Origin of the sequence: Vibrio sp. ED002 (genome assembly GCF_023277445.1) — a bacterium.
GTDB lineage: Bacteria > Pseudomonadota > Gammaproteobacteria > Enterobacterales > Vibrionaceae > Vibrio > Vibrio jasicida.
Map to the genome: position 1 here is coordinate 483,779 of NZ_CP080239.1, position 12,664 is coordinate 496,442.

The 12,664-nt window shown below is 44.7% G+C and carries 11 protein-coding genes; 6 read left to right on the forward strand and 5 right to left on the reverse strand.

Translation table 11 applies throughout. The annotated features are described in order from the left end of the window. Positions 1–28 precede the first annotated feature (28 nt). The 3 genes from ITG12_RS18945 to ITG12_RS18955 are packed head-to-tail and all read left to right on the forward strand — an operon-like array spanning position 29 to position 2,564. Entirely contained in the window at positions 29–571 is a 543-nt protein-coding gene (locus tag ITG12_RS18945) for a prepilin-type N-terminal cleavage/methylation domain-containing protein (protein ID WP_038878094.1), read from the forward strand. A 17-nt stretch (positions 572–588) separates the two neighbouring features. Next, positions 589–1,281, forward strand: coding sequence for a response regulator transcription factor (locus ITG12_RS18950; RefSeq protein ID WP_283102945.1), 693 nt, complete (start codon positions 589–591; stop codon positions 1,279–1,281). 11 nt (positions 1,282–1,292) lie between these two features. After that, positions 1,293–2,564: a HAMP domain-containing sensor histidine kinase gene (locus tag ITG12_RS18955; RefSeq protein WP_038878091.1), complete on the forward strand. Its 1,272-nt coding sequence runs from the start codon at positions 1,293–1,295 to the stop codon at positions 2,562–2,564. 343 nt (positions 2,565–2,907) lie between these two features. Here ITG12_RS18955 and ITG12_RS18960 read toward each other — a convergent pair whose 3' ends face one another. The 5 genes from ITG12_RS18960 to ITG12_RS18980 form a co-directional block, all read right to left on the reverse strand. Next, positions 2,908–3,585 (reverse strand): response regulator transcription factor, encoded by a 678-nt coding sequence (locus tag ITG12_RS18960; RefSeq protein WP_038878088.1) that lies wholly within the window; start codon positions 3,583–3,585, stop codon positions 2,908–2,910. Between the two features lie 244 nt (positions 3,586–3,829). Further along, a complete protein-coding gene (locus tag ITG12_RS18965) occupies positions 3,830–4,831 on the reverse strand; it encodes an NADH:flavin oxidoreductase (protein ID WP_038878086.1) in 1,002 nt (333 codons plus the stop codon). A gap of 273 nt (positions 4,832–5,104) precedes the next feature. After that, complete coding sequence (locus ITG12_RS18970) at positions 5,105–6,097, reverse strand: cytochrome d ubiquinol oxidase subunit II (protein ID WP_038878084.1); 993 nt, start codon at positions 6,095–6,097, stop codon at positions 5,105–5,107. A 2-nt stretch (positions 6,098–6,099) separates the two neighbouring features. Next, complete coding sequence (locus tag ITG12_RS18975; RefSeq protein ID WP_038878081.1) at positions 6,100–7,431, reverse strand: cytochrome ubiquinol oxidase subunit I; 1,332 nt, start codon at positions 7,429–7,431, stop codon at positions 6,100–6,102. A gap of 712 nt (positions 7,432–8,143) precedes the next feature. Beyond that, positions 8,144–9,232 carry a DUF1254 domain-containing protein gene (locus tag ITG12_RS18980; RefSeq protein ID WP_038878078.1) on the reverse strand — a complete coding sequence of 363 codons (1,089 nt, stop codon included), beginning with the start codon at positions 9,230–9,232 and terminating at the stop codon, positions 8,144–8,146. 135 nt (positions 9,233–9,367) lie between these two features. On the opposite strand from ITG12_RS18980, the gene ITG12_RS18985 reads away from it, so the two are divergent. From ITG12_RS18985 to mepM, 3 genes are all read left to right on the forward strand, one after another. Further along, positions 9,368–10,303 carry a LysR family transcriptional regulator gene (locus tag ITG12_RS18985; protein WP_038878075.1) on the forward strand — a complete coding sequence of 312 codons (936 nt, stop codon included), beginning with the start codon at positions 9,368–9,370 and terminating at the stop codon, positions 10,301–10,303. A gap of 43 nt (positions 10,304–10,346) precedes the next feature. Further along, positions 10,347–10,895, forward strand: coding sequence for an AAA family ATPase (locus ITG12_RS18990; RefSeq protein WP_038878072.1), 549 nt, complete (start codon positions 10,347–10,349; stop codon positions 10,893–10,895). Positions 10,896–11,130: 235 nt separating this feature from the next. Next, positions 11,131–12,450, forward strand: a complete 1,320-nt coding sequence (mepM, locus tag ITG12_RS18995; protein ID WP_038878071.1) for a murein DD-endopeptidase MepM — start codon at positions 11,131–11,133, stop codon at positions 12,448–12,450. The last annotated feature ends 214 nt before the right edge of the window (positions 12,451–12,664 follow it).

The window sequence follows — 12,664 nt, forward strand, 5'->3', positions numbered from 1 at the left end:
AAGGATGTCTCAACGGTTTGGAGATTTTATGAAGAATAAAGGTTTTACTCTGATCGAACTGGTCGTTGTCATCGTTATTTTAGGTATCTTGGCCGTTATTGCTGCGCCTAAATTCTTGGGAATACAATCAGAGGCGAGAGTTGCCACTCTAAAGGCTACTCAAGGGGCGATCGAGTCTGCATTTGCGTTGGCATCTGCCAAATCACAACTTCCTTCGGCTAATATCCAACCTTGTGATTACCACAAGCAAATGCGTTGTTTGGTGCTAAATGGGCAACAAATTCGTTTAACCAATGAAGACAACTATCCTTGGTTTGATGTCTTCCAGCGCCAAGCATACGAACAATTTAATGAGTTGGTTGATGCCGATGTCTCACCTCTTAATCAAGATTATCATGGTGAAGATACGCTGAATTTTGAAACTGATTACGATGGCGGATTTTGGATTTTTCCCCAGTTTTATGGTGATTGGGACGACTTAACCTCGTTTCGTTGCCGCATTCATTACGTGCCAGCGACGGCAAGCCGCACTGGGAAAAGCATGACAACGTTAGAGACCGAAGATTGTTAGTGATGGAATGTAGGTAAATGGATGTAATGCACAAGCACCTTTTGTTGGTCGACGACAATATTGAATTAGCAAAGACCATCATGGAATACTTAGAGATGAATGGGATTCATTGTGACCATGCATCCAATGGTATGATGGCGTTAAAGTTAGCTCGTTCAGATGACTATGATCTGGTCATTCTGGACGTTAACTTACCCCAATTGTCAGGTTTAAAAGTCTGTGAAGAGTTGCGTTTAGATGGTATTGACTTACCTATTTTGATTCTGAGCGCGAGAAGCGATCTGAGCGATAAATTAGCAGGCTTTCAGGTTGGTGCTGATGACTACATGGTCAAGCCTTTTGCCCTTGAAGAACTGCTCGCTCGTGTACAGGTGTTGTTAAAACGTAGAAGTGGCGCGCCAGAGCGGCTCGTTGTGGGTGACTTGGTACTCGATATCAGCAGTAGGGAGGTCTTTCGAGGGGAAGATTCTCTCAATTTATCACCGACTTGCTACAATATTTTGAAAGTGATGATGAGCGCTAGTCCTTCACCAGTAAGTCGAAGTAAGATAATGCGATTGGTCTGGGGCGATGCGTCACCAGAAAGTAACAGCTTGAAATTTCACATGTTTAAGCTGCGTCAGGCGGTGGATAAGGGACAAAACATCAAGCTTATTCATACGCTTCCTAACTTTGGCTATGTGCTCAAGTCCAAGTCACGGCATCAATAGGAAACTCATCAGTGAAGATCAAAGACAGCCTTAGAGTGTACGTAATCACCGTATCTGCGGTGTTAGGGTTAATCCTTGCCGTTGTTGCGGGCTCTTATAGCACCTATAACCTCTATACTGGTATCGATCTTATGACCAAAGGTGTCATGCTGGTGAAAGCGGAAACGGAAGAGCCGCAAGTAGGCAAACCCATCATTAACCCGCCATTTATCATTACCGCCAATTGGGATGACTTACCTTTGGCATTTCAACTCAAGTTTGTTGAAAAGGATCTCGCGGTAGGGAAGTTATTTAAAGCGACAGAGACTGAGTATCGCGCAGGGAGAAACGCCAACCGCTTCATCTATTTGTTGATAAAAAGCGAAGTGGATGCTCAAACCAAATTTGTCGCAGTCAAAATCAACAAAAACGCATTCGATGATTTCACCGATACACTTAACATAAATTTGTTACCGCAACTCAATTATATCGTGTTGTTTGTCGCGGTATTGTTAACCCTGTTTTTAATCGGTGTGTTCTTTATTCTTCGCAAAATCACAAAACCAGTCGAAGAACTAAAAACATGGGCGATGAATATTCGTGAAAAAGATGATCGTTCCAACATACCTGACTTTAAGTTTTCTGAATTGAACATGATGGCCCGAGTGATCAATTCGTCTTTATCTGCAGTTCAAAGAAGTGTGAAGAAAGAGCAAGAGTTCATACGTTATGCGAGCCACGAGTTACGGACGCCAATTGCAGTAATTCGTTCCAATTCTGAGTTAATGAAAAAAATGATCGCCAGCGATATGCCAAAAGAGCGATTACTTAAAAATATTCAGAGAATCGAAAATAACAGCCTGGCGATGTCTGACCTATGTGAAAGCTTGTTATGGCTCAATCATGAAAACTCAACCGAGCTTAAAGAAACGATGACAAGCCTAGGCGTATTGGCGGAGCTGGTGGTGAATGAACAACGCTACTTATTAGATGGGAAGGCCGTTGAAGTTGAGGTCAACGTCGACAGTTTCGAATGCTTGCACTTATCAGGCATGTGCAAAATCGTCATTACTAACCTAATTCGTAATGCGTTTCAGCACACCATAGAAGGTAAAGTGATAATTAAGCAAACTGGTTTAGAGGTCGAAGTCATCAACACTGATGCAAAAACAAACCTGACCCACGAAACAACCGGTTTTGGTTTGGGTCTATTACTGATTAAAAAGATTTGTGACAAGTACTACTGGCAATATGATGAACAAGTATTAGCCAACGGTAGAGTCGTGAAAGTGACATTTGCATAAGAGAATTAAGACGATAGCAAAGGGTTTACCTTAAACGAGTTTGTTGTCGCGATTGTGATTCTTCATATTTTTCGGTGGCTGTTACCCTCGATTTTTGAATTCACAGAAAGACGCCATAGAGTTGAATAATGGAAACCGATGTGGTTTCTGTGACGACGTTTCAGAAAGATCGACACGCAGCCGATCTGTTTACTGACAAAGCACGCCAAACAACCAAATCTATATTTTCTTCACTTCTGATTTGGATAAGAAAAGCATCAACTTCCAATGCCAAGTGATGTACCAAAACATCAGTACTCCGGAAGTAAGATTACTGACTGATGCTTGCTAAGTGTCTGAGAGGTTACTTTAAGACGAACCCAAAGTTTTTGATGGTTTGGAGTAGCTTCTCTTCGTAATTATCATCGAGTGCATGCCTTAATTTGAACATGTGCACTTTTAAGCTGTTGGTGTCCGGTTGTTCATCTCCCCATACCTTCTGGATTAAGTCTTCACGACTGATTGGATTGGGTGTCGCTCTAAGGAGTACTTCCAAAATACGATAACCCGTAGGTGAGAGTTTAATTTCATCATTGGCACGCTTTACGTTGCGCTCTTTGACGTTCATTTGTAGATCTTTTAGCTGGAGCAGATTTACCTCGCCACTGCGTCGACGAGACAGTACCTTGACGCGCATAAACAATTCTTCGAATGCGAACGGTTTAGTTAAATAATCGTCTGCGCCAGTCTCAAAACCGATGATTTTATCGTTCAGCGTATCTCTTGCTGTCAGCATAATAACGGGGACATCGTTACCTTGTTCCCGTAACTTTTGACATACCTCCAAACCAGAGAGTCGAGGCAAGTTGAGGTCAAGAATCACCACGTGGTAATGTGTTTTAGCAATCAAATCGAGAGCAGCAATACCGTTAGGTACGTGATCACATTCAACACCTTCTAGTTCAAAGTGTTCAACGGTTGTTTCTGCTAGCTCTAGATTGTCTTCGACTAATAGCAGTTGAAGCGTATTTGGTGGCGTCACGATTCTTTCCAATCCAATTCTGTAAGGCATAATTGATTATTGAGCCTGAGTGGATGAAAAACAAATACTTAATTTCAAATCTTTATTGACGACTTGAACCACTTCCTATCATTAAAAGTTCACTCCGTGCGGCATAAGAAAGATAACGTTTCGACGAGCTATACTTCATTCAGCCACGTTGATTGGAGCTGGGGACATGCCCAAGATTTGAGATAAAAAAGAGCCTCCACGTGTTGAATTACTGTTAAGCACTGACCTCTTTTTGCATGATCTGCTGATTAAAGGCGAGGGGATCTTTCAATATGGCACGACCGACGGCAGCCAAATCGAGCCAACCGTTGTTGACCGCTTGGTCGAGGTATTCGGCACTCTCGATACCACCCACACCAATGATTGGGATACCCAAGTCAGCTTGTTTTAGAAAAGCGGATTCTGAGACTAAAAAGCCTTCGCCGCGGCGGTCTTTAGGACGGTTCCAACCACCAATACCCGATGAGACGTTAATCAAATCCAAGCCAGCGTTAATGAATAACTTACACACTTTCGCCATGTCTTCTTGCGTTAATCCTTCTGGGTAAAGGTCCTGACCTGGAATGCGCACCATCATGCCAATATTGCTCTTGGCTTTGATTGCTTCGATGATCTCGACCACTAAACGAGAGCGGTTCTCTAATGAACCACCGTATAGGTCATCACGTTGGTTCGTGACTGGGGAGAGAACTTGGTTTAATCCATAGCCGTGTGCGCAGTGCAGTTCAACAAAATCAAAACCGGCTTTGTCGGCACGAAGCGCTGCATCGATGAACTGCTTACGCCAAAAAAGCATGTCTTCCAACGTCATCGCTTTCGGCTGCGGTAACACACGGTCGTAAGCGGGTACGGTTATTCCGGAAGGCCCCATTAAATTTGGACAGATTTCTAACGTTGCTTTGCCACCGCAATGCGTGATTTTAAAGCCTGCTTTTGCGCCGTGATCGTGGATAACTTGGGCGATCGCTTTCATTCCTTCCACGCAGTCATCACTGTGCGCGCCCAATTGGTTCGGTTCACTTCGTCCAGAAAAATCGACAAAACTGTATTCAACCATAACAAGACCTGCACCGGATTGTGCCAGTTTGCCGTAGTGTTTTATGGTGCTTGAAGTTGCGAGACCTTCGGTAGTGGAGGTTTGAGATGCCATTGGTGGCACAACAACGCGGTTTTTCAAGTGGTGGTGCGCAACTGTCAATGAAGAGAAGCGGGTCATACGGTCCCTCGTAATATCTGTAATTCCGTCGTCATTTTAAGCCAGAGAGTGTTATTCATTAAGTGAAACTTAAGAACTAAAGGCTTAGCGTTATTACCCAAGAATTTTGAGGTTACTTGAGTATAATCAAAAAGCAGCCAATATTGACTGCTTTTCAGAGGCTTGTTTACGTAATCAGCGTTTCATGAGATCACCAGTTAGTCGTTGAGCTATCAAAGATTGAAAGGGTGTTGTTAAAACGCCGCTAGATCAGCGGCGTGTCTATTATGGTCGTTATTTGTAGCTGAGCTCTGTCGCTTTGCCCTTGAAAATTCGGTACACCATGAAGGTGTAAAGCAATATCATCGGCATAACAATCATCACACCGTAACCCACAATGATTAGTGTCGCAGGCGATGACGCAGCTTCTTGTGCAGTCATCAACCCCGGCACAACTTCTGGGAAGAAGCTGTACGCAAGACCGAGAAAGCTCAAGGCGAAAATGACGGTGACACCAAAGAAAGGCCAGCGCACACCCAGATCATTCACCATTGGAACCTGACGCAAATAGCGATCAACGAGGAAGATGGTCGCCAGCACAATCAACGGAATGGGTGCAAGCAACAAGACTTCTGGGAAGCTGAACCAACGCAGGGCGACTTGTTGATTTACTATCGGGTTTACAACGCTCACGACTAAGATTCCCAAAGCTGCCAACCAACCAGCACGACGAGACCAACGTGCCGAGCGTATTTGCAAATCACCTTCCGTTTTTAGTACCAACCATGCGCCGCCAATGTAAACATACGCCGCCGTTACACAAAGTGCGCTTAACCATGCAAAGCCAAATGCTTCGGTTGATTGCTCAAATCCCATGATGTAACGGCCCACCATGTAACCTTGGGTTAGCGCGGTGACTAACGAGCCAATTCTGAAGCACCAATCCCAATGAGGTTTATGATCTGAGTTCGCTTTGGCGCGAAAGTCGAACGCTACGCCTCGCATGATCAGTGCGATAAGCATGATGGCGGTCGGCATATAAAGCTCCGTCAAAATCAAGCTATGAGCGGTAGGAAAGGCAATCAGCAGAATACCGACGGCTAACACCAACCACGTTTCATTTGCGTCCCAGAACGGGCCAATAGACGCTATCATTCGGTCACGCTGAGCTTCATTATCACTTGGCAATAGGATGCCGACGCCAAGGTCGTAGCCGTCGAGCACGGCATACATAAAGACCGAGAAGCCAAGCAGCAGAAGGTAAATTTCTGGTAGATAGTCGAGCATGATTAGGCCTCTTGTTGTGTCAGTGGGACTTCATGGGCTGCAACGTCTTTGCGCGCCAAATAGAACAGGGTATGGATGTACGCAACCAGCAATGCAGCGTAAATGGCTAAGTACATAATGAGCGAAGTCATCACACTGCTGCTCGCAACCGTGGTTACGGCTTCTGATGTACGCAATACACCGCTGACCAACCAAGGTTGTCGACCAATCTCAGTAACATACCAACCCGCCAGTGTGGCTATCCAACCAGAGAACGTCATGACTAATACTGTGTACAGGTAAGGTTTAGGTAGCGATTTTTTGCGTGCTAGCTTCACCGCGCCATACCAGCTAACCAGCAGCATAAGAACACCCACACCAACCATCACACGGAAACCAAAGAACAAGGGCTTCACTGGCGGGTGGTCAGGCGCAAACTCGTTAAGTCCTTGGATTTCTCCGTCTAAGTCATGAGTAAGAATCAAACTCGCTAACTTCGGGATGCCAACTTCAAAATCATTGCTGCGAGTTTCTTCATTTGGCATCGCAAACAGAAGAAGGGGCGCGCCTTGCTCGGTCTCCCACACGCCTTCCATTGCTGCTATTTTTGCAGGTTGATGTTCAAGCGTGTTTAACCCGTGCAGGTCACCGACAAAGATTTGTATCGGGATAAATCCAGCCGCCGCGAACAACGCGACTTTTAGGCCAAGTCTGGCTGAGCGGTGATCTGGCTTTTTCATTATTTGATAAGCCGAGATACCCGCAATCAAGAAGCTGGCAGTCAGCGCCGATGCTAATAGCGTGTGCAGAAGACGGTAAGGTAAAGAAGGATTGAAAATGACTTCCTTCCAACTGGTTACATGCACAATACCGTCAATCATTTCATATCCGCTTGGTGTGTGCATCCAGCTGTTAAGCACCAGAATCCAAAATGCGGACATACTTGTCCCAACAGCAACCAGAACAGTAGCGAGAGTATGAACCCATTCCGGTACTCGTCCTCGCCCAAAAAGCATCACGCCAAGGAAGGTGGCTTCCATAAAGAAGGCGGTCATCACTTCGTATCCGAGCAATGGTCCTGCTACGTTTCCGACTCGTTCCATAAAGCCTGGCCAGTTGGTACCAAACTGGAAACTCATCGTAATGCCGGATACCACACCCAAGGCGAAAGTGAGAGCGAATATCTTGACCCAAAAGTAATAAACATCGAGCCATACGGGGGCTTGTGTGCGGTTATATCGCCACTTGAAAAACACCAACATCCACGCCAACGCGATGGTGATGGTCGGGAAGAGAATATGAAAGCTGATATTGGTCGCGAACTGGATCCGCGACAGCATGAGGGTATCTAACATCTTGGTTCCTCAAAAACGTGCCGTGCTAAAAATCGTGTCTATCTGTAATTTAGTTACGAAAAATCGGGCAGTTTGGATTCATGTATCGAGAAATACAGGTGATTCTGTTTTCTTCTAACCATGATTTATATCAACTAAGACAAAGAAAGGAGTGTGGGAAATTGTCTCAAAATGCCGCTAATAGTCGCGAGAAGTGAGTAAAAGAAAGTAAATGTAACTGAAGTTGCATGAATTAAGATTAGTTCGAATTATCCTTATGATGGTTTCGATAATTCTGAAATAAAATTACAGAAACAGTGTTTTTAGTAAGGATATTTGCGCTTGTTGCTTTGGATGTCCGATTTTGGTTTATCAGAAAAAAACGGCGCGGACTTGGAGTCATCCGCGCGAGTCAATGACTGCTAGATACATAAGAGTGCTTGGCTAATCACTCGGAGATCTTGAAAAACACAACAATCGAGTAGAACGTTGGCGTTTTCGCCAACCATTCCATTCTTTTTTGACTGCGTTTAATTCTCCATTAATTAATGGCTAAATAATGCACATAAGTGCATATTTTAGTTCCAACGTGAAAGTGCTTAGTGATTGACCCCATTATTTGTCTTGCCCTAAAAAACAAGGGACAAGAAACAAGAGAGGACAAACAACAAAAAAGGACAAGCGTTAACTTGTCCTTAAAAACTATTAATCGAAATTGTCTAGAGCGTTTTCACTACAGCTTTTCGAGTTTTGGTAACTGGTAGTGTTTCATCTTCTCCACATCTGGCACGTAAGCTCGAAGCTGAGCACGCCATCCATCTAATGGTGTTTTCGCGTAGTTCACGCCTTTTTCGTCAGCGATGGCATGACATTGTTCCCCACCAAAAATGATCGTAAAGCTGCCGTCTTCGTTAATCTTAAAGTCTTTACGGTTTGTGCTCACAATATTGTGGTCGTTTGTCATCAAGTAGTTATCTGAGTTGTACATGGTTAGCGAGCTGAAGGCTTTCGCCGGAACATGATCAAACGTTGCGGTGTAACATTCATTCGCCTTGGTGTTTTCAGGCGCCCAAGAAGCATACATTGCCGTCGATTCTGGGCTCAAACCCCAAGAGCCAGCAATGGTGTAGGTCCATTTCTCCCAATTAGAAACATCATGAATATCGAATTGCACAGTGTCGTACATGTCAGGCAACTTACCCCATTCTTTAAGTAGGGCAGAACGCAACTCAGCGATGTCTTCCTCTTTGGTGTCAGTGGCGTATGGAACGGCTGAGTTTGACTCGATCTTCATCTTGGGTTGAATTTCGTTCTTGATGTACGCCAAGTCATCGGCTGTTGCGTCTGTTCCTACACGAACGCCAATAAACACGTAGTTGGTCTCAATATCACCCGCTTTGTATTCATACACACCCGGTGTCCAAGTGTACTGAACAAAAGTATGGTTTTGGTCTTGGATGTGAAGCGAGACAAAACGATCACCCATGTCTGGGATTTCAATCTTGAAGCCTTTACGCGCATCAATAACCGCAAGGGAATAGACGTTGTCGACATTCGGCGTGACTACCCAAGTATCACCCGCTTGAGATAGGCCAGGGAAGTGGATGAACTGGTTCAACTCACCACGACTTAGCATCTTTTGTGCGAACAAATCGGCTTCTTTGCGCTGGTACTCCATTGCTGTCATGCCGTAATCAAGCGGATTTACTGCCCAGTTAGAGGAATCGATGCTGTCGATCACTTGTTGTGTCGTTGGTAAATCAGCAGCAAAAGCAGCCGAAGAGATCAGAGCCATGGTCAGTGCTAATGACGTCTTTTTCATAATAGGACCTTTCAGGGTTAAGGAAGCGTTGACCCCATATTAGGCAGAACAAGATATGTTCAGAAGTGAAGCTGTTGAATGTTAGAAATTAACTGTATTAATATCTAATGCAATGAGTGATGAAAGAGATGGCGTATGTTTGATTACAACCTACTCAAAGTATTACGAGTGCTGCTCGAAACCAGAAATACTAAGCAAGCGGCAGAACGTTTGAACCTTAGTCAATCGGCGGTAAGCCACGCGCTTAGTCGATTAAGGGAAACCTTTGATGACGCATTGTTCGTGCGTGAGCGTTACGGATTAGTGCCGACAGAACGTTGTTACGAACTAGAGCGCCGTCTTCCTGAATTGGTAGAGCAGATTGATGGACTGTTAGCCTTTGAAGCAGCATTTGATCCTTCTAAATATCAAGGAAAAGTCTCCATCAGTTTGACCAATGCACTGACGAATGCAATTGGTGTGGATCTGTTCTCCACCTTGCGAGAGAAGGCTCCAAACGCAAGATTTGAGATTATGGATTGGCGTTCACAAGTAGAATCGGCTTTGTTGTCTCGAAAAATCCACGTCGCTTTGGATTATGGCCCAGAAGGGTATTCCAAACAGATCAAACAAGAGTTGATGCCCAAGAACCACTTTATGTTTTGTGTCAGGCAAGGGCATCCGCTCACTCAACTTGATGTTGTTACCATTCATGATTTAGCTAAGTATCCAATGGTGTTGATTCGTACCCCGGATTGGCAAACAAGACACGAAACAGCAGAGCAGACCATGTTAAAAGCTGGTCATGTTCCGGATATTTTGTTGAAATCGGATTCGCCGGAGGTTAACTTTAATGCCATCCGACATTCTGATGCCTTCTTCCCAGTCGCCAGTGTCATGACGACACTTCCAGACGATATCGTCGCTATTCATCCTAACGTTACTTCCAGCACAGGCTTACCCAAGCAAAATATGGATGTGTACGCCTATTACCTCTATCAAACTCAAGATACCCCATTGATTAACTGGCTTCTTTCAGAGATCAAACTTCTTCTACAACACCGATTCGAGAATAACCAACGACCGACATAAAAGGGCGGAAGGCGATCATTACGCTTCAACAATCGAGGTCTACATGAACAACCTAATCGTATTTACAGGTGGCCCAGGTGCGGGCAAAACCTCTGTAATAGAAAAGCTGATTGAGCTTGGTTACAATTGCGCGCCAGAAGTGGGGCGCAAAGTGATCAAACAGCAAGTTGCTCTGGATGGTGGTGCTTTACCGTGGAAAGACAAAATTTCTTTTCGTGATGAGATGGTACGTGAAGAGAAAAAACACCATCAAGCCTTCGAACAACTCAATGAGCTTGTCTTCTTTGACCGCTGTATTGTGGATTCATACGGTTATAGCCAATTAGAAAACTTACCCATTCCACACGCATTAATGGATGCGTGTCAGCATATACGCTACGCCAACTCTGTCTTTGTCTTTCCACCTTGGGAAGCCATTTTTGCTAATGATGAAGAACGAAAACAAGACTTTGCTGAAGCCGTAAGGACTTATCAAGCCATGGTAGCGGCATATCATCAATATGGTTATGAGTTGATAGAAGTGCCGACGATGAGTGTCGAACAACGTGTGGATTTTATTCTCGAACGCTTAAAAGATCGGCAGTTGCTATAGAATTTATAGAATTTATAGAAGTTGCGAGTAGTAGAGTGAACTAAACTGGGATCACGCAATCATAGAGAGGGTAAAAGGAATTTACCCTTTTTTACAGTAAGGTTTATTTAAGCAAAATAGGCGCTTAGCGAGACTAGAAAAGCTTAGAAACAAAGTTCTCAAATACGCAATGTTTAAATTTTGAGATTCATATGTTATAACATAACAATTACTGTTTCCGATTATCCCAAGTACTATGAAGTTTGTTCGTTATTCACTCATTGCTGTCGCTGCTACCGCATTCTCTCTTGCAGCCTATCTCACCTATCAAGCAGAAACGAAACCAGAAGAAATCACCATTAAGGTCACGCCTTATTCCGAGCTAGAGAGCGCTCACGTACATGAGGCTCAGACAGACGACACGACACCAAACGCCGAACTGGCAACACAAGATCACGACAACATTGCACGTATTCACTACTTCGTTAAAGTAGGTGACACACTTAGCACGATTTTCTCCTCGTGGGGTGTCCCATACGAAACCACGCAAAAGCTTCTTGAAGCCGATTTAACCTCCTTGAAACTGGATACCATCAAACCAGGTGACCACCTTGAGTTTGTGGTAGATAGAGACACCAAGACGCTGCAACAAGTAATCTTCCACGAAAGCCTTGTCGAACGTTCGATTTACACGCAGAACGACGATGGCACATTCGCTTATGACTTTGTTGAAGAGCCGGGTGAATGGCGCGAGGAAATGTACTCCGGTGAAATCAACGGCAGTTTCTCATCTTCTGCGCACCGACAAGGATTAACTACTACCCAGATTGCCAACATTACGCGTGTACTTCGTGACAAAGTGAATTTTGCCCGCGAGTTGCGTGCTGGCGATAGCTTTCATGTGCTGGTGCGTCGTCAGTACGTTGATGACCACTTAACAGGCAATACAGAAGTGCAGGGCATTGCTATCAAGATGCGTGGTAAAGACGTAGAAGCGTTTTTGGCTGAAGATGGTCGCTTCTATGACCGTGATGGAAACAGCCTAGAGCAAGCCTTTAACCGCTATCCAATCGACAAACAATTCCGACGTATTACGTCTCCGTTTAACCCGAACCGAAGACACCCAGTAACAGGCCGCATTCAACCGCATAATGGTACCGATTTCGCGACGCCAGTGGGTTCGCCAGTTTACTCAACGGGTGATGGCAAAGTGATTGCTGTTCGTAACCACCCTTACGCAGGCAAATACTTGGTGATTGAGCACAACAGTGTGTACAAAACTCGTTATCTGCACTTGAGCCGTTTCTTAGTCAAGAAAGGCGATCATGTTAAGCGTGGACAAAAGATTGCGCTTTCGGGGGCGACAGGCCGTCTAACAGGCCCACACTTGCACTTCGAAGTACTGGTGCGCAACCGTGCAGTGGATTCGATGACCGCCGATTTGCCTTTGGCTAGCTCGATTCCAAACAAAGACAAACCTGCGTTCCTAGCACGAGTTTCTGAGTTTGATGACATGGTTGCTACCGAGCAAAACGCAAGCAACGCAAAAGCGAACGAGGGTAAAAAGACGTCTTAGACTCTTTGCATAGATCAATGAACAAAGGCAGGCTTCGGCTTGCCTTTGTGTTTTGAGAGCCATGTTTTTTATGGACCATGTTGTTTTATGAACTGGCTTATTTTAAGCAGCATGTTGGTTTAGGGAGATTAGACAGACATTCACCACCTCAAACGCTACCTTGGTTGCACGATGTGATACAGTTCGATTCGCATTCCTGCTGAAATTGACCAAA

What these genes read in the sequence shown, in the direction of transcription:
- ITG12_RS18945 (WP_038878094.1), top strand. Translation starts at nt 29, where the DNA reads ATGAAGAATAAAGGTTTTACTCTGATCGAACTGGTCGTTGTCATCGTT.
- ITG12_RS18950 (WP_283102945.1), top strand. Translation starts at nt 589, where the DNA reads ATGGATGTAATGCACAAGCACCTTTTGTTGGTCGACGACAATATTGAA.
- ITG12_RS18965 (WP_038878086.1), bottom strand. Translation starts at nt 4,831, where the DNA reads ATGACCCGCTTCTCTTCATTGACAGTTGCGCACCACCACTTGAAAAAC.
- ITG12_RS18970 (WP_038878084.1), bottom strand. Translation starts at nt 6,097, where the DNA reads ATGCTCGACTATCTACCAGAAATTTACCTTCTGCTGCTTGGCTTCTCG.
- ITG12_RS18975 (WP_038878081.1), bottom strand. Translation starts at nt 7,431, where the DNA reads ATGTTAGATACCCTCATGCTGTCGCGGATCCAGTTCGCGACCAATATC.
- ITG12_RS18980 (WP_038878078.1), bottom strand. Translation starts at nt 9,232, where the DNA reads ATGAAAAAGACGTCATTAGCACTGACCATGGCTCTGATCTCTTCGGCT.
- ITG12_RS18985 (WP_038878075.1), top strand. Translation starts at nt 9,368, where the DNA reads ATGTTTGATTACAACCTACTCAAAGTATTACGAGTGCTGCTCGAAACC.
- ITG12_RS18990 (WP_038878072.1), top strand. Translation starts at nt 10,347, where the DNA reads ATGAACAACCTAATCGTATTTACAGGTGGCCCAGGTGCGGGCAAAACC.
- mepM (WP_038878071.1), top strand. Translation starts at nt 11,131, where the DNA reads ATGAAGTTTGTTCGTTATTCACTCATTGCTGTCGCTGCTACCGCATTC.